Origin of the sequence: Microbacterium maritypicum MF109, from assembly GCF_000455825.1 — a bacterium.
GTDB classification, from domain to species: domain Bacteria; phylum Actinomycetota; class Actinomycetes; order Actinomycetales; family Microbacteriaceae; genus Microbacterium; species Microbacterium maritypicum_A.
In genome coordinates, this window is sequence record NZ_ATAO01000184.1 from 66,661 (window position 1) to 83,682 (window position 17,022).

General features: G+C 68.1%; 16 protein-coding genes. 10 read left to right on the top strand and 6 right to left on the bottom strand.

Annotated elements, in window-relative coordinates:
- Positions 1-84: 84 nt before the first annotated feature.
- The gene (locus L687_RS31815; RefSeq protein ID WP_029258242.1) at positions 85-363 is read left to right on the top strand and encodes a helix-turn-helix domain-containing protein; all 279 of its coding nucleotides are present in this window, start codon (positions 85-87) and stop codon (positions 361-363) included.
- Here L687_RS31815 and L687_RS31820 read toward each other — a convergent pair.
- Positions 351-962: a hypothetical protein gene (locus tag L687_RS31820; RefSeq protein WP_021199856.1), complete on the bottom strand. Its 612-nt coding sequence runs from the start codon at positions 960-962 to the stop codon at positions 351-353. The genes L687_RS31815 and L687_RS31820 overlap by 13 nt on opposite strands.
- 131 nt (positions 963-1,093) lie before the next feature.
- On the opposite strand from L687_RS31820, the gene L687_RS31825 reads away from it, so the two are divergent.
- The gene (locus L687_RS31825) at positions 1,094-1,480 is read left to right on the top strand and encodes an Rv3235 family protein (protein ID WP_021199857.1); all 387 of its coding nucleotides are present in this window, start codon (positions 1,094-1,096) and stop codon (positions 1,478-1,480) included.
- Between the two features lie 24 nt (positions 1,481-1,504).
- Positions 1,505-2,989, top strand: coding sequence for a sensor histidine kinase (locus tag L687_RS31830; protein WP_021199858.1), 1,485 nt, complete (start codon positions 1,505-1,507; stop codon positions 2,987-2,989).
- A 63-nt stretch (positions 2,990-3,052) separates the two neighbouring features.
- Here the strand turns inward: L687_RS31830 and L687_RS31835 are convergent, their stop codons facing one another.
- Positions 3,053-3,301 (bottom strand): WhiB family transcriptional regulator, encoded by a 249-nt coding sequence (locus tag L687_RS31835; RefSeq protein ID WP_017203224.1) that lies wholly within the window; start codon positions 3,299-3,301, stop codon positions 3,053-3,055.
- Positions 3,302-3,531: 230 nt separating this feature from the next.
- Between L687_RS31835 and L687_RS31840 the strand changes: the two genes are divergently transcribed.
- Entirely contained in the window at positions 3,532-3,918 is a 387-nt protein-coding gene (locus L687_RS31840) for a hypothetical protein (protein ID WP_031207370.1), read from the top strand.
- Between the two features lie 54 nt (positions 3,919-3,972).
- On the opposite strand, the gene bcp is transcribed toward L687_RS31840, so the two are convergent.
- Genes bcp through aroA form a run of 3 tightly spaced genes read right to left on the bottom strand, consistent with a single transcriptional unit; the run spans position 3,973 to position 6,845 of the window.
- Entirely contained in the window at positions 3,973-4,446 is a 474-nt protein-coding gene (bcp, locus tag L687_RS31845) for a thioredoxin-dependent thiol peroxidase (RefSeq protein ID WP_021199860.1), read from the bottom strand.
- Positions 4,447-4,455: 9 nt separating this feature from the next.
- On the bottom strand, positions 4,456-5,526 hold the full coding sequence (gene rsgA / locus L687_RS31850) for a ribosome small subunit-dependent GTPase A (protein ID WP_021199861.1): 1,071 nt from the start codon (positions 5,524-5,526) through the stop codon (positions 4,456-4,458).
- Positions 5,527-5,528: 2 nt separating this feature from the next.
- A complete protein-coding gene (aroA, locus tag L687_RS31855) occupies positions 5,529-6,845 on the bottom strand; it encodes a 3-phosphoshikimate 1-carboxyvinyltransferase (protein WP_031207372.1) in 1,317 nt (438 codons plus the stop codon).
- Between the two features lie 70 nt (positions 6,846-6,915).
- Here aroA and L687_RS31860 point away from each other — a divergent pair, with 70 nt between their 5' ends.
- Genes L687_RS31860 through L687_RS31870 form a run of 3 tightly spaced genes read left to right on the top strand, consistent with a single transcriptional unit; the run spans position 6,916 to position 9,156 of the window.
- Positions 6,916-7,578 carry a sigma-70 family RNA polymerase sigma factor gene (locus L687_RS31860; protein WP_021199863.1) on the top strand — a complete coding sequence of 221 codons (663 nt, stop codon included), beginning with the start codon at positions 6,916-6,918 and terminating at the stop codon, positions 7,576-7,578.
- A complete protein-coding gene (locus L687_RS31865) occupies positions 7,575-7,820 on the top strand; it encodes a zf-HC2 domain-containing protein (protein WP_021199864.1) in 246 nt (81 codons plus the stop codon). Before L687_RS31860 ends, L687_RS31865 begins: the two co-directional genes overlap by 4 nt.
- Positions 7,821-7,854: 34 nt before the next feature.
- Complete coding sequence (locus tag L687_RS31870) at positions 7,855-9,156, top strand: GNAT family N-acetyltransferase (protein WP_021199865.1); 1,302 nt, start codon at positions 7,855-7,857, stop codon at positions 9,154-9,156.
- Positions 9,157-9,219: 63 nt separating this feature from the next.
- Here L687_RS31870 and L687_RS31875 read toward each other — a convergent pair whose 3' ends face one another.
- On the bottom strand, positions 9,220-12,900 hold the full coding sequence (locus L687_RS31875) for a multifunctional oxoglutarate decarboxylase/oxoglutarate dehydrogenase thiamine pyrophosphate-binding subunit/dihydrolipoyllysine-residue succinyltransferase subunit (protein ID WP_021199866.1): 3,681 nt from the start codon (positions 12,898-12,900) through the stop codon (positions 9,220-9,222).
- A gap of 160 nt (positions 12,901-13,060) precedes the next feature.
- On the opposite strand from L687_RS31875, the gene L687_RS31880 reads away from it, so the two are divergent.
- From L687_RS31880 to L687_RS31890, 3 genes are all read left to right on the top strand, one after another.
- Positions 13,061-14,515 carry a GuaB1 family IMP dehydrogenase-related protein gene (locus L687_RS31880; RefSeq protein ID WP_021199867.1) on the top strand — a complete coding sequence of 485 codons (1,455 nt, stop codon included), beginning with the start codon at positions 13,061-13,063 and terminating at the stop codon, positions 14,513-14,515.
- 112 nt (positions 14,516-14,627) lie between these two features.
- The gene (locus L687_RS31885) at positions 14,628-15,944 is read left to right on the top strand and encodes a hemolysin family protein (RefSeq protein WP_021199868.1); all 1,317 of its coding nucleotides are present in this window, start codon (positions 14,628-14,630) and stop codon (positions 15,942-15,944) included.
- Positions 15,941-17,002, top strand: a complete 1,062-nt coding sequence (locus L687_RS31890) for a hemolysin family protein (RefSeq protein WP_021199869.1) — start codon at positions 15,941-15,943, stop codon at positions 17,000-17,002. The genes L687_RS31885 and L687_RS31890 overlap by 4 nt, the downstream gene beginning before the upstream one ends.
- The last annotated feature ends 20 nt before the right edge of the window (positions 17,003-17,022 follow it).

Below are 17,022 nucleotides of genomic sequence, written 5' to 3' on the forward strand. Positions count from 1 at the left end.
CAGAAACGGCATCGATGGTCCGTGAGTTATCCACAGGAGGCGATCGGACCGGAATTCTGGCTCTCCGCGGGAGAGAATGAGGACATGTCCGCCTCTCCTGTTCGCGCCTCGCGTTATCTCGCGCCGGCACAGGTGGCCGAGCTGCTGAGCATCGAGGTGGATGAGGTCATCGCCCTCGTGCATGAGGGACGACTTCGGGGCGCACAACTCGGATCGCCGCCTCGGTGGCGGGTGGAGGAGACCAGTCTCGAGGGGTATCTGGCCGAGGAGTCCGAGAACTCCCGACGGATGGCGCTGTGGCATCAGTCCCAGACCGCGAGCTTCCCCGAGGTCTGGGGCACATCATCGGCTCATCGCAACTGATCGCCGGGGGCGCGTACCGCGACGAGCGCTGAGAACGGGATGATGCGGAACCCGTGCACGGCCCCGGCGAGCCGAGCCTGTCCCGCGTCGTGCACGGCCAGATCGAGGTGATCGGCAGCGGCGCGGTCGATCGTGCCATGGAGGTCGTCGCCCACCCGTGTGCTGATGTGCACCGGGACGCGTCGCCGCGCGAGGTCACGCAGCACGAAACCGAGAGTCATCCGCTCTCGTAGCGGTATGTCAGCAGAAGGCGGTGCGTCGAGACTCGCCAGGAGCATGCCGTGATCCGTCGCGACACCGCTGACGGCCGCGAGCGGAAGGAAGAGGGCGGTGGAGTCGCCGTGTGCCGCGCCAGTGCCGCGCGAGGAAACCGCGACCCAATCCGCACCGAGGCACTGCAGCGAGACGGGAATCCGTCTCCCGTTCGTGAGGTCGATCGTGGCGTCCGCACCGGTGCGGCACAGCGCGCGCAGCCGAGAGCGCAGATCCAATCGCGCGATGCGAAGCCGTTCCGACTCGGCATCCAGCACCGCGCGCTCGGCCTCCCATTCCGATGCCAGCTGGCCTTCGAGGTCTTCGAACAGTCGGTCCCAGTGCATTCGACAGAGCGTAGGCGACACCATTCCCCGGCTGTACGAGTTATCCACATTCCTCCAGCTTTTCCGCCCTCGTCCGGGCATCGCGGTGCTGTACTTGCTCACTCGCAGACCTCCCCGATCGAGAGTTCGACATGATGCCGCACGAGTACTTCGCACCCCAGCCGACACCGACCATCGAGCTGCCTGACCCTGTTCCGCTTCTGCGCAGCCTCACGCACGGCGTGCTCGAGGTCCTTGCGGGTGTCAGAGAAATCGATCAGCTCGCCCGATGGTTCAGCGAAGAGGCGTTCCGCAGCCTGGTCACCCGATCGAACCTCTCCGCGCGAGCACGCAGTGCACGCGGAGTGCCTCCTGCACGTCCGACCTTCGAGATCCGCGCGCTACGAGTCACCGAGCCCCTCGACGGTGTCATCGAAGCCGTGGTGGTGGTCGCGGGTCCCGGTCGAACCCGGGCGGTCGCGGTGCGCCTGGAAGGGACGGATCGTCGCTGGCGCGCGACTTCGCTGGCGATTCTCTGAGGCATGTGACCGTAGGCTGGTCAGGTGTCAACCCTCAGCGATCTCGCCCATGCCCAGGGACTCCTGAACGACAGCGATGTCGAATGGCTCCACCGTCTCGCCGGCGACGGACAGCTCCTCGCGGACCTGGCCTCGGCCGACATCGTGATCTGGATCCAGACCGACGACGGCTCCTTCATCGCGGTCGCGCACGCGCGACCGAGCGGCGCCGCGACCCTCTTCTATCGCGACATCGTCGGTGAACGGGTGCGGCCGCAGTGGCGCACGCAGGTCCAGGGCGCCTTCGAGTCCGCCGAGATCGTCGATTCCTCTTCGCCTGACTGGTTCGAAGAGACGCCGACCAGAGTGCGAGCCGTGCCGATCGTGAGTGTCCGCCGCGGCGCCGACGCCCAGCCCACCGTGATCGGAGTGGTCACCCGGCACACCAACCTCGGCGAGGTGCGCACGCCCTCCCGTCAGCAGATCACCTTCGACGAGTGCGCGAACGATCTTTTCCGCATGATCGCCGACGGAAGCTTCCCCGACCTCACCGCACCGACGTCACCGCGTCGCGGCGCCCCGCGAGCCTCCGACGGACTCATCCGCATCGACGTCGACGGGATCACCACATTCGCCAGCCCGAATGCGCTCTCCGCCTTCAACCGGATGGGTTTCGACGACGAGCTCGAGGGGGAGTCGCTCGCCGAGGTCACCACTCGGCTGGTGCCGCCTTCCCGACAGGTAGACGAGTCTCTGCCCGTCGTCGTCACCGGACGCGCGCCGTGGCGCACCGATATCGAGGCCCGCGGGGTGACGGTGTCGCTGCGCGCCATTCCGCTGAAGGACCACGGCACCCGGATCGGGGCGATCGTCCTCTGTCGCGATGTGTCGGAGCTGCGTCATCAGGAGCAGGAGCTCATCACCAAGGATGCGACGATCCGGGAGATCCACCACCGGGTGAAGAACAATCTGCAGACGGTGGCCTCCCTGCTGCGGATCCAGGCACGTCGCACGCATTCCGACGAGGCACGGGACGCGCTCACGCAGGCCATGCGCCGCGTGGATGCCATCGCCGTCGTGCATGACACGCTCGCTCAGGGCCTCACGCAGAAGGTCGATTTCGATGAGGTCTTCCACCGCGTGCTCAAGCTCGTCGCCGAGGTCGCCTCCGCGCCCAACACGCGCGCACGCACGCAGTCGACCGGACGCTTCGGTGTGCTGCCGAGCGAGTATGCGACTCCGCTCGCGCTGGCGCTGACGGAGGTCGTGACCAACGCGGTGGAGCATGGTCTCGCCGGGCAGGAGGGCGTCGTGACGATCGACGCCAAGCGCACCGAGGAGAATCTCCGCGTGACGGTGCGGGACACCGGACTCGGCCTGCCGGAGGGGCGGATCGGCCAGGGGCTCGGCACTCAGATCATCCGCACCCTCATCCAGGGCGAACTCGGTGGAACGATCGAATGGCACGGGAGCGACGGAGAAGGCACCGAGGTGGTCATCGACATCCCGCTGCGCTGGCTCGAGAGGTGAGCACGCCCTCTCCCGAACAGACGGAAGCGGCCTGAGAGTCGATCTCAGGCCGCTTCCGGACGATCAGGAGGCGCGGCGGGCGCGGGCGGCGCGACGCTTCAGAGCGCGGCGCTCGTCTTCGGAGAGACCGCCCCACACGCCCGAGTCCTGGCTGGTCTCCAGGGCGTACTGCAGGCAGATCTCGGTGACGGTGCAGGTGGCGCACACAGTCTTCGCCTTCTCGATCTGATCGACGGCCGGGCCGGTGTTCCCCACGGGGAAGAAAAGCTCGGGGTCGACAGTCAGGCAGGCGGCCTTATCGCGCCAGTCCATGGGGGCTCCTCGGTGTGGATTTCAAGAGATGTCGCGATGCGACCTCTCGGATTCGGGTAGTAGTTCGGGTTCCGCTACCCTGTTGAGATGCGGACGGAATGCCCGCGAATTGTGATGCGAGCGTGAACGCTCGCCCCACGCCGCTGTGGGAGCACATGACTTTCTCTATTCTGTTACATGAAAACCGTGAAATCAAGGGTTTTCTCCTCTTTCGATCCTTGGGAGACACCGTGCGCGCACCCGGAATCGCCCTCGCAGCTGCGGCGGTCCTCGGCCTCGAGGCGGTGGCACTCCTGGTCTTCGCCGTGATCGAGCTCGCCGGCCTCGGTGCGGGCGACGCGGCCTCGCTGCCGACGGCGCTGGCACTCATCGTGCTCACGCTGATCGGTGCCGCAGCCCTCGTCGCGTTCGCCGTCGGCACACGTGTGGGCAAGTCGTGGGCGCGGTCCGGGGGAGTGGTCTTCCAGGTGCTCGCCGTGGCTCTCGCGCTGGCGTCTCTCACGCTGCAGCCGATCGCGTGGACATTCACCCTCGGCGTCGGGCTTCCCGGGCTGCTCGGATTCATCCTGCTGATCTCGAGCGCGCGTCTGGAAGGCCCGCAGCGCGCTGCCGAGTGACCTCAGCGCCGTGCGGGCCGCGGGGCCCATCGGCCTCGGATCGAAAGTCGCGGCTCAGGCGTCGATGCCGAGCTGCTTGCGCAGTCGTGCGACGTGGCCGGTGGCCTTGACGTTGTACTGCGCGAGAGCGATCTTGCCCTCTTCGTCGAGCACGAAGGTCGAGCGGATAACGCCCTCGATGCGCTTGCCGTAATTCATCTTCTCGCCCCACGCGCCGTACGCCGTGTGCACCGCGTGGTCGGGATCGCTCAGGAGCGGGAAGGTCAGCCCGTCGCGCTCGCGGAACTTCGTCAGCGTGGCGGGTTCGTCGCGCGAGATGCCGATCACCCGATAGCCGGCGCCCTGGAGTGAGGAGATGCTGTCGCGGAAGTCGCAGGCCTCGGTGGTGCATCCGGGGGTCATCGCAGCCGGATAGAAGTACAGCACGGTCTTCTGGCCGCGCAGGTCGTCCAGACGGACGGTGTTCCCGTCCTGGTCGAGGAGGGAGAAGTCGGGGGCGGCGGTTCCGGGTTCGAGGCGCTGAGTCACGTGTCCAGCCTAACGGCCGGGCGCCTGCTCCGCCTTGTCCGCGAAGGTCTGCAGGAGCCGCTGCAGGGAGTCGAGCCGCGCTCGACCGGTCTCGCCCAGTTCGCCGCTCTCCGCGGCCTCGATGAGGGCGCAGTCGGGGGCGTCGGCGAGATGGGTGCAGCCGCGTGGGCAGTTCTCGGCGATCGCGGCGAGCTCGGTGAACGCCGCAAGGATGTTCGCGGGATCGACGTGTCCGAGACCGAACGAGCGCACGCCGGGGGTGTCGATGACCCAGCCGGTCCCGCGGGGGCCTTCGTAGCGCAGCGACACCGTCGACGACGAGGTGTGCCGCCCGCGTCCGGTGACCTGATTCACGTGGCCGGTGGCGCGCAGCGCCGTCGGGACGAGCGCGTTGACGAGCGTGGACTTGCCCACTCCGGAGTGGCCGACGAAGACGGTGGAGTGTCCTACGAGGGATGCGCCGATCTCGTCAACGGGCATCTGATCCTGCGCACTGGTGAACACCCGCAGGTCGAGCCCGTCGAAGTGCGTGAGGAACTCGGTGGGATCCGCGATGTCGGTCTTGGTGACGACGAGGAGTGGGCGGATGCCGGCATCCAGCGCGGCCACGAGATAGCGGTCGACGAGTCGGGCGCGGGGCTCGGGGTCGGCAGCCGCGACCACGACGAGCATCTGATCGGCGTTGGCGACGATCACGCGCTCCACCTGGTCGGTGTCGTCGGCACTGCGTCGCAGCAACGAGGTGCGGTCGATGATGCCGACGATGCGGGCGAGGGTGCCTTCGTCTCCCGATGTGTCGCCGACGACTCGTGCCTGATCGCCGGTGACGATCGGCATACGTCGCAGCTCCCTGGCGCGCGTGGTGGTGATCATGCGCTCCTCGGCGGTGTCCTCGCCGAGGAGGACGGAGTACCTGCCGCGGTCGACGCCGAGCACTCGACCCACCTGCGCATCCTCGTGCGCTGGGCGACGTTTGGTGCGCGGGCGGTTCGCCTTCGGGTTGGGGCGCGTCCGGATGCTGCTCTCGTCGAAGTCCTCGAAGTCGTCTTCGAGGTCGTCGGCGTCGTCGAGCCAGCTCATCCTCAGCCCCGCAGCATCCGCTCCCAGAGCATCGTGAACTCCGGGAGGGTCTTGGCGGTCGTACCGATGTCGTCGATCTCGACGGCGGGGATGCGCAGGCCGATGAGCGCTCCGGTGGTGGCCATCCGGTGATCGTGATGTGCGGCCCATCCGCCGCCCTGCAGTGGGCGGGGGATGATGCGGAGGCCGTCGGGAAGTTCTTCGGCTTCGCCGCCGAGCTTTCGGAGGTTGCCGATCAGTGCGGCGATCCGGTCGGTCTCGTGCAGACGGATGTGCCCGATGCCGCGGATCGTGGTCGGAGACTCCGCGAAGGCGGCGAGGCCGACCAGGGTCGGCGTCAATTCGCTGGCCGCGGAGAGGTCGAGATCGAGGCCGCGGATTCCGGAGCCGGCGCGCACGGTGAGCGTGCCGCCGTGACGGCCGACGTGCGCTCCCATGGCCTGGAGGATCTCGGGCAGCAGCGCACCGGGCTGGGTGGAGTGGGCGGGCCAGCCCGTGATCGACACCGATCCGCCGGTGACGAGTGCCGCGGCGAGGAACGGTGCGGCGTTGGAGAGATCGGGTTCGATCGCGATCTCCTTGGCGCGCGGCACGCCCGCTTCGACCAGCCATTCGCCGACAGCGGGGCGCTCGATGCGGATGCCGCGTCGGCTGAGGGCCTCGATCGTCATGTCGATGTGCGGGAGGCTCGGCAGGTGCTCGCCGGTGTGGACGAGGTGCAGGCCGACGTCGAACCGAGGAGCGGCGAGCAGAAGCCCGGAGACGAACTGGCTGGATGCCGAGGCGTCGATCTCGACCCGTCCACCGCGGATCCGACCGTGACCGCGGATCGTGAAGGGGAGGGCCCAGGTGCCCTCGTCGTCGATGTCGACGCCGAGATCGCGCAGCGCGCTGATCAGGCCGCCCATCGGACGGTGGAGGGCGGTCTCATGGGCGGTGAGATGCACGTCATGTTCCGCGAGTCCGGCGAGCGGGGCGATGAATCGCATCACGGTTCCGGCCTGCCCGCAATCGATCGTGGTGCCGCCACGGAGCTTCGCGGGGGTGACGACCAGATCGGGTCCGAACTCGTGTCCGGCGTCCACCTCCTCGATACCGACCCCGAGAGCGCGGAGAGCGTCGACCATGCGCGCGGAGTCGTCGGAGTGCAGCGGCGAGATCAGGCGGCCGGGACCGTCGGCGATCGCGGCGATCATCAGCTCGCGGTTCGTCAGCGATTTGGAACCGGGGATCGTGAGCTCGGCGTGCACCGGCACGTCGATCGTGGGCGCGGCATAGGCGCCCTGCACACGGGAAGGGGAATACCTGTTGGCGCTCATCGGTTCTCACCTTAGTAAACACAGGGAGCTTCGTCGCGAAAGACAGGCATCCCGACGCGAAGGAGAGAGTATGCCGGCGACGTTGGAGCGCGAGGTGTTCGACCTCAGCGGCCTAGACTGGCCGATGATGGATGACACCGCAACCGCAGACACCGTCAGCGACCCTCGGCGCGAGTTCGAGGAGCAGGCGATCCCTTTCATGGATCAGCTCTACGCCGCGGCGATGCGCATGACGCGCAACCCGGCCGACGCCGCCGACCTCGTGCAGGAGACCTTCGTCAAGGCCTACGGGTCCTGGGCGACGTTCTCGCAGGGCACGAACCTCAAGGCGTGGTTGTACCGGATTCTCACGAACACCTACATCAACATCTACCGCAAGCGCCAGCGGGAGCCGTTCCAGGGAACGATCGACGAGCTCGAGGACTGGCAGCTGGGCGGAGCAGAGTCGACCACGGCGTCGCACAGCCGGTCGGCCGAAGCCGAAGCCATCGACCGGATGCCCGCGTCGGTCGTCAAGGACGCGCTGCAGGCCGTTCCGGAGGATTTCCGGCTGGCGGTGTATCTCGCCGACGTCGAGGGCTTCGCGTACCAGGAGATCGCCGACATCATGAAGACCCCCATCGGCACCGTCATGAGCCGTCTGCACCGTGGCAGGCGGATGCTGCGGGAGCTGTTGGCAGATTACGCCGCTGAGCGGGGCATCGCCGCGGCTGAGACGAGGAGCAAGAAATGAGCGACTGCGGCTGCGACAAAGCCCGTCAGGATCTGGAGGAGTACCTCCGCAACGAGGTGTGCAAGACCGAGCACACCGAGATCCGCGAGCATCTCGAGAACTGCCCGTCGTGCCGGGACGAGGCGCTCGTCGCCACCACCCTCACCGATGTGATCGCCCGTGCCTGCAAGGAGACGGCTCCGGAGGAGCTGCGCGACCAGGTGTTCGCGCGTCTGCGGGCCGTTCAGGCGACACAGCACTGACACACGCGTCTGAGGCCGTCGCTAGTGTGGATGGATGACCTCCATCGATGCGCGCGACGTTCCCGCTGACAACACCTCGACGGAAAGACTGGCCGGATCCGGGCTCGAGTACCGAGTCGTCGATCTGAGCGACGAGGCGAGCGCTTCCGCCTTCGCCCGCGCTGTCGACCGAGGGTTCCTCGGGTCCGACCCGAACGCCGAGATGCGGGCTCAGGTGCGGAAGACGTTCGCCGAGCGACGGAACATCGGCGTCTTCGAGAAGACACCGCCGGCGACCGCTCTGCCGGTGGCGACGATCAACAGCTGGGTGACTCCGCTCACCGTCCCCGGCGGCGAGATCCCCATGTGGGCCATCAGCGTGGTCACGGTCTCGGCGACGCACCGGCGTCGCGGGATCGCCCGGGCACTGCTCGAGGGCGAACTGCGCGCGGCAGCATCCGCAGGGGTGCCGATCGCGGGGCTCACCGTGTCTGAGGCGACGATCTACGGTCGGTACGGGTTCGGATCGGCGATCCCGGTCGCGCGTCACACGGTCGACACCCGACGCGCAGGCTGGAGCGGTCCGACGCCGACCGGCCGGCTCGAGTACATCGACGGCGAGACCCTCGCCGCCGATCTCGGCACGGTGCACGAGCGCGCCCGGGGCCGGGCGTCGGGCCAGATCCCCGGCTGGCAGGGTCGATGGGAGGGGTACGCGGGCGTCGCGCCCACCCCGGATCGCGACCAGGCGCGCGGGGTGCGCTACCTCGACGAGGAGGGTGCGCTGCGCGGTGTGATGGCGTACACGGTGGGGGAGGCCGGCGGAACCTTCCGCTTCCGGATGGACGTGCGCCTGCTGGTCGCCGAGACCGACGATGCGCGCACCGCGCTGTGGCGTTTCGCGCTGCAGCACGATCTCGTCGACGAGGTGGTCGCCGACCTCCGCCCGATCGACGACCCGCTGCCGTGGCTGGTCCACGACACCCGCGGGGTGAAGCAGGAGGTGCACGATCACGGGTGGCTGCGCATCCTGGATCTGCCGACCGCCCTGACCGCGCGCCGCTATTCCGCACCGATCGACACGGTCCTTCGCGTGGAGGACTCCCTGGGCTTCGCGAGCGGCGACTGGCGTCTGCGCGTCGATGACGCCGGGGTCGCGACGATGGACGCGGCCGCGGGAGGCTCCGCGGTCGACGTCACACTCGACGTCTCGACGCTCTCCGCGCTCTACGCGGGGGGTGTCCGTGCGTCCACACTGCACGGTGCCGGACGGATCTCCGCCGAATCCGAGGCGGTCGAGGCGCTCGATCGGGCGCTCGTCGCCTTCCCGGCACCGTCGCTCGACATCTGGTACTGATTCCGGAGGGGAAACGAAAGGGGCGCCACGACCGAAGTCGCGGCGCCCCTTCTCGTCTGACGATCAGCCGAGGGTGACCGCCGCGCGGATCAGCGCGGCCTGCTCAGCCGCGTGGACCTTCGAGGATCCGGTCGCCGGCGATGCCGAGGCCGGGCGCGACACCGGGCGGAACGAGCGGTCTCCGGGAACGTCGGCGAAGGCGAGCGCCAGGAACGGCCAGGCGCCCTGGTTCTCCGGTTCTTCCTGCACCCACACCAGTTCGGCGTTCGGGTAGGAGTCGGTGATGGCCTTGAGCTCGTCGATCGGCGTCGGGTACAGCTGCTCGAGCCGGACGAGGGCGACCTCGGGGTTCGGGTTCTTCTCGAGCTCGGCACGCAGATCCCAGTGCACCTTGCCCGAGTGCACGAGCACCCGCTTGACGGCGGTGCGGTCGAGCCCGCGGTCGTCATCGATGACCGGCTCGAAACGACCCTGCGTGAACGCCTCGACCGGGCTCGTCGCGCCGCGCAGACGCAGCATCGCCTTCGGTGTGAAGACGATGAGCGGCTTGCGCGGTCGGGCGTAGGCCTGGCGGCGCAGCAGGTGGAAGTACGACGCGGGGGTCGACGGACGCGACACGATCATGTTGTCCTGCGCGCACATCTGCAGGAAGCGCTCGATGCGTGCCGACGAGTGGTCCGGCCCCTGGCCTTCGTAGCCGTGGGGGAGGAGCAGGGTCACGCTGGACTGCTGTCCCCACTTCTGCTCGGCGGCCGAGATGTACTCGTCGATGACCGACTGGGCACCGTTGACGAAGTCGCCGAACTGGGCCTCCCAGAGCACGAGCGCCTCGGGAGCCTCCACCGAATAGCCGTACTCGAAGCCGAGGGCGGCGTACTCGCTGAGCAGCGAGTCGTAGACGAAGAAGCGCCCTTGAGCGTCGGAGAGGTTCGACAGCGGCAGCCATTCCTGGCCGTTCGCACGGTCGTGCAGGGTCGCGTGCCGCTGCACGAACGTGCCGCGGCGAGCGTCCTGGCCGGCGAGCCGGACGGGCGTTCCCTCCACCAGCAGCGAACCGAATGCGAGCAGTTCGCCGAAGCCCCAATCGATGTTGCCGTTTCGGCTCATGTCGAGGCGCTTGTCCAGCAGCTGCTGGATCTTCGGGTGCACCGTGAAGCCCTCGGGCTTGTTCACGAAGGCGTCGCCGATCATCTGGATGACCTCGCTCGGCACACCGGTGATCTCGGGGGCACCGACCTGGTCGTCGACGGGGGCCTGCTCCGGAGCGATCGGCAGAGCGCCGGTCTCGGCGGCGTGCGTCTCGGCGAACGCGATCTCCAGGCGGTTCTGGAAATCGGCCTTGGCCTCGTCGTACTCCTGCTCGGTGATGTCACCACGGCCGACGAGCGACTCGGTGTACAGGCGGCGGACGGAACGCTTCGCCTGGATGAGGTCGGTCATCAACGGCTGCGTCATCGAGGGGTCGTCGCCCTCGTTGTGACCACGTCGGCGGTAGCAGACGAGGTCGATCACGACGTCACGGTGGAAGCGCTCGCGGTACTCGAACGCGAGCTGCGCGACGTGGATGACGGCCTCGGGGTCGTCGCCGTTCACGTGGAACACCGGCGCCTGGATCGTCTTGGCGACGTCGGTCGAGTAGATCGACGTGCGGCCGTCGTTCGGCGTCGTGGTGAATCCGACCTGGTTGTTCACGACCACGTGGATCGTGCCACCGGTGCGGTAGCCGCGCAGCTGCGACATCTGCAGCGTCTCGACCACGACACCCTGACCGGCGAAGGCCGCGTCGCCGTGCACGAGGATCGGCAGCCAGGCGAAGGTGCCGATCGGCTTGCGGTCCTGTTTGGCGCGGACGATGCCTTCCAGCACGCCATCGACGGTCTCGAGGTGCGAGGGATTGGCGGCCAGGTAGACCGGAAGCTCGGAGTCGTCGTCGGCGACGAAGGTGCCCTCGGTGCCGAGGTGGTACTTGACGTCGCCGGAACCGCGCTGGTTGCCCGGGGTCTGCGTGCCCTCGAACTCACGGAACACCTGGCCGTAGGTCTTGCCGGCGATGTTGGTGAGCACGTTCAGACGGCCGCGGTGCGCCATGCCGATCGCGGCGCCCTCGAGGCCGGCGGTCGCGGCGCCCTGAAGGATCTCGTCGAGCAGCGGGATGAGCGATTCGCCGCCCTCGAGCGAGAAGCGCTTCTGACCGACGAACTTGGTCTGCAGGAAGGTCTCGAAGGCCTCGGCCTCGTTGAGCTTGCGGAGAACCCGCAGCTGCTCGTCGTGGCCGGGCTTCTGGTACTTGACCTCCACCTTCTCCTGGAACCAGCGACGCTGCTCCGGGTCCTGGATGTGCATGTACTCGATACCGAGCGTGCGGCAGTACGAGTCGCGGAGCACCCCGAGGATGTCGCGGAGCTTCGCGATGCGCCGACCGCCGAACCCGCCGGTGACGAACTCGCGGTCCAGGTCCCAGAAGGTGAGGCCGTGGCTCTCGATCTCGAGGTCGGGGTGCGAGCGCTGCACGTACTCGAGCGGGTCGATGTCGGCCATCAGGTGTCCGCGCACACGGAACGAGTTGATGAGCTCCTGCACACGGGACTGCTTGTCGACGCGCTCGGCGAGGTCGACGGCGATGTCGGGGTTCCAGCGGATCGGCGCGTAGGGGATGCGCAGGGCCGCGAAGATGTCGTCGTAGAAGCCGCGCTGGCCGATGAGCAGCTCGTGCACCTTCTTCAGGAACTCGCCGGAGCCGGCGCCCTGGATGACGCGGTGGTCGTAGGTGCTCGTGAGCGTGATCGTCTTGCCGATCGCCAGCTCGTTGAGCGTCTTCTCGCTCGCGCCCTGGAACTCGGCGGGGTACTCGAGGGCACCGGCTCCGATGATGCAGCCCTGGCCCTTCATCAGACGCGGCACCGAGTGCACGGTTCCGATGCCACCCGGGTTCGTCAGCGACACCGTGGTGCCCTGGAAGTCGCCGGCCGTCAGCTTGTTGCCGCGGGCGCGGGTGACCAGGTCTTCGTAGGCGGAGAGGTACTCGGTGAAGGTGAGGGTGTCGGCGCGCTTGATGCTGGGCACCATGAGGGCGCGTGTGCCGTCGGGCTTGGGCAGGTCGATCGCGATGCCGAGGTTGACGTGCGCCGGCGCGACCACGGAGGGCTTTCCGTCGACCTCCGCGTAGAACACGTTCTGGCTGCGGAACTCGTCGAGTGTCCGGATGAGCGCCCAACCGATGAGGTGGGTGAAGCTCACCTTGCCGCCGCGGGTGCGTGCCATGTGGTTGTTGATGACGATGCGGTTGTCGATCATCAGCTTGGCCGGCACGGTACGCACGCTGGTGGCGGTCGGGACGGTGAGCGACTCGTCCATGTTCGCCGCGAGGGTCTTGGGCAGACCGCGCAGCGGCGTGACCTTGTCCTCTTCGGCGGGCGCCGGAGCGTCCTTCGACTCGGATTTCGCCGGCTTCGGGGCCTGGGCGGGGATCGGCGCGGCAGCGGCGGGCTTGGCCGTCGTGCGCGCCACCGGCTGCGAACCGATCACCGGGATCGGTGCGGTGACGGGATGAGCCGCCGCCGGCGCATCGGGTGTTGCCGCGGGAGCTGCGGAAGCCGTCTCGGAGTGGTACTTCTCCAGGATGGGCCACCACTCCTTGTCGACGGAGTCGCGGTTCACCTTGAACTGCTCGTAGAGCTCTTCAACGAGCCAGGAATTGGCTCCGAACCCCCCGTCGCCGTTGACGCCGGTCACCTGGTTCGACACTCTCGATCGCCCTCTTTCATCGCTGAAGCTCTCTGGTGCGGACGTCGACGCAGGATGCGTTCGGGCCCGCACACTCTCGACCAACAAGCCTAACGTGTTTCGCTATGGGAATCGTCGAAGCTGAGCGCCCACCGCGTCGCGATCTGGGTACCGTGGAAGCATGAAGTTCTCTGGAGAGCAGCCGGCCGTCGATCTGACCTACTCCGACGTCTTCCTGGTACCGCGCAGATCCGCGGTCACCAGCCGTCTCCAGGTCGACCTCGCCCCGCAGGACGGCACCCCGGCGACCCTGCCACTCGTCGCCGCGAACATGAACTCCGTGACCGGCCCGCGCATCGCAGCCGTGCTCGCGCGGCGTGGCGCGCTCGGCGTGCTGCCCCAGGACCTGCCGCTGCAGGATCTCGATGCGGCGATCCGCGAGGTGAAGTCGCAGCCCGTGCTCTGGGACACGCCCATCGTGCTGCCTCCCGAAGCATCGGCGGCCGATGCGCTCCGTCTGCTCCCGGCGACCAGCGGTCACGGGATCGTCGTCGCCCGCGGCACGGCGCCGATCGACGTCGAGCACATCCTCGGGATCCTCCCGGCGACCCGCCTGGCCACGGCGCTCCCTGATGCGCAGCTCGGCGACCTCGTGCACCACGGCACGCCGGCGATCGACGCGGACGACATCGGCTCGGAGCGGCACGCGTTCGATGTGATCACCGACGCAGGCGTCGAGATGGTGACCGTCGTGCACCACGGACACCTCGTCGGAACGCTGAGCGCCCGGAGTGCGCTGCGCTCGACGCTCTACCGCCCTGCGGTCGATTCCGATGGGCGCCTCGCGGTCGCCGCGGCCATCGGGATCAACGGCGACGTCGCGGCCAAGGCCAAGGCACTCGCAGCGGCAGGCGTCGACGTTCTGGTCGTCGACACCGCCCACGGCCACCAGGAGGGGATGCTGCGGGCTCTGCGCGCGGTGGCGGAGCTCGACCTCGGCCTCCCCGTCGTCGCAGGCAACATCGTCACCGCCGACGGCGTAGCCGATCTGGTCGACGCGGGGGCCTCGATCCTCAAAGTCGGCGTCGGCCCCGGCGCCATGTGCACCACCCGCATGATGACCGCGGTCGGCCGCCCGCAGTTCTCCGCCGTGCTCGAGACCGCGCAGGCGGCACGCGAGCTCGGTGCGCACGTCTGGGCCGACGGTGGCGTGCGCTATCCGCGCGATGTCGCTCTGGCCCTCGCCGCCGGCGCGGCCTCCGTCATGGTGGGATCCTGGTTCGCCGGCACCATCGAGGCGCCGGGGGAGTTGCAGCGCGACGCAGAGGGGCGTCTGTTCAAGGAGTCCTGGGGCATGGCGTCGACCAAGGCCGTCCAGGCGCGCTTCGGTCGCCTCGACGCCTACGAGCGTGCTCGCAAGGAGCTCTTCGCCGAGGGCATCTCCTCATCGAAGATCTATCTCGACCCGCTCCGTCCCGGGATCGAGGACCTTCTCGACATGATCACCTCCGGTGTCCGCTCATCCTTCACCTACGCCGGCTCCTCGTCTGTACCGGAGTTCCATGAGCGCGCAGTGGTGGGCCTGCAGTCGGCGGCCGGCTACGAAGAGGGCAAGGCGCTGCCGGTCAGCTGGTGACCGCGAGCGCACTCCCCGTCGTCTTCGGTACAATCGTCGGCATAATGGACGACCCTCCCAGTTGTAGAACATCGCCCCACTGTCCGCCTCTCTCACAGGAGAGGAACCTCTGATGGACTACATCATGTTGGGCGTGGGGCTCCTGCTCACGGTCGGCACCGGCCTCTTCGTGGCGAGCGAGTTCGCATTGGTGAACCTCGATCGCGCCGAACTCGAGGCCAGGCAGGCACGCGGTGAATCGCGGCTCTCGCTCACGATCAGCGCCCTCAGGCACACATCGACGCATCTCTCGGCGGCCCAGCTCGGCATCACGCTCACGACGCTTCTGACCGGTTACACGATGGAGCCGGCGCTGTCGAACCTCCTGCGCCCGACCCTCATCGCCTGGAACCTCCCTGAAGCGGCCGTCGCGCCGATCGCGACCATCGTGGCGATGCTGGTGGCGACGGTGCTCTCGATGATCCTCGGCGAACTCGTGCCCAAGAACTTCGCCCTCGCTCTGCCGCTGGCCACGGCGAAGCTCGTGATCCCTTTCCAGATCGCGTTCACGACCGTGTTCAAACCGGCCGTCGTGGTGCTCAACGGCAGTGCGAACGGCGTACTGCGCGGCATGGGGATCGAGCCGAAGGAAGAGCTCTCAGGCGCCCGCAGCGCGGAGGAGCTGTCATCGCTCGTGCGGCGGTCCGCCAACGCGGGCCTGCTGGAGGCCGACACCGCCTCGCTGCTCGACCGCACCCTCATGTTCTCGCGCCTCACGGCCGCCGACGTGATGACGGCCAGACCGAGCATGCACGCGATCGCTGCAGGCGACTCGGTGGACGACGTCATCCAGCTCGCGCGACGCACGGGCCACAGCCGCTTCCCCGTGTACGACGACGACCTCGACGACATCACGGGCGTCGTGCACCTGAAAGCCGCCATCTCGGTTCCGCGCGAGCGGCGCACGGAGGTGCCGGTGGGCGCTCTCGCGACGGAACCGCTCCGCGTTCCGGAGACCGTGCACGTCGACGCCCTGATCGCGGAACTCCGTGCGCGCGGTTATCAACTCGCGATCGTCGTGGACGAGTACGGCGGGACCGCGGGGCTGGTGACCTTGGAAGACCTCGTCGAAGAACTCGTCGGAGAAGTCGCCGATGAGCACGATCGCACCCGCGCGGGAGTCATCCGCAACCGGGAGGGCGTCACGTTCCCCGGAGAGCTGCGCCCGGACGAGCTGCGTCGCCGTGCCGGTGTGGAAGTACCCGAGGGCGATGTGTACGACACCGTCGGCGGCTACGTCATGAGCGTGCTCGAGCGCGTGCCCGCGGTGGGCGACGAGGTCTCTCTCGACAGCGGCGTGCTGCAGGTGGTCCGCATGGATGGCAGACGGGTGGATCGGGTGCGCTACGTGCCGAATCCGCTCGATGGCGATGAGGAGGTGACCCGATGAGCGATTGGGCAGGACTCGCCTGGCTCGTCGTGCTCCTGGTCGCGAATGCGTTCTTCGTCGGTGCCGAGTTCGCGGTGATCTCGGCCAGGCGATCGCAGATCGAGCCTCGAGCCGACCAGGGCTCACGCGCCGCGAAGACCGCGCTTTACGCGATGGAACACGCGACGCTGATGCTCGCGACGTCGCAGCTGGGCATCACGATCTGCTCGCTTCTCATCCTCAATGTGTCCGAACCGGCGATCCACCATCTGCTCTCCGTGCCGTTGCACGCGCTCGGGTGGCCGGACGGTGCGGTCGACGCCGTGTCGTTCACGATCGCATTGGTGATCGTGTCCTTCCTGCACGTGGTGTTCGGCGAGATGGTGCCGAAGAACCTGGCGTTCTCGGTGCCGGACCGTGCCGTGCTGATCCTCGCCCCACCGCTGGTGTGGGTGTCGAAGGTGTTCATGCCCGTGATCTGGGTGCTCAACGCGGCAGCCAACGGCGTCCTGCGCCTGTTCCGGGTCGAGCCCAAGAACGAGGCCGCATCGACGTTCACGCTCGATGAGGTCGCGACCATCGTCAGCCAGTCGCGTCGCGAAGGCGTGCTCATGGACACGGCGGGAACAGTCGCCGCAGCGGTCGAGTTCACCGACAAGAAGGCGCGGGACGTCGCGGTGCCGCTGAGCGATCTGGTCACGCTGCCCCAGTCGACGACGCCCGACGACATCGAGAAGGCGGTCGCACGATACGGGTTCTCGCGCTACGTGATCGTCGACGATGCATCCGTACCGATCGGCTATGTGCACCTGAAGGACATCCTCCGCGCGTCCGAAGGCCCCGACGCCGAGGCCAAGATGGTCGAGCCGGTTCCGGCCAAGCGCATCCACCACATGGTGCCGGTGCAGGAGGACACGGATCTCGAGGACGCCCTCGCGGTCATGCGTCGCGCGGGTCGGCATCTGGCGAAGGTGCGTGACGCGCAGGGCAACACCACCGCCGTGCTGTTCCTCGAGGACATCCTCGAGGAGCTGGTCGGGGAGGTGCAGGACGCGACCCGCCGCTTCCGCGGACGCTGATCGTCGCTCGGACGACGAAG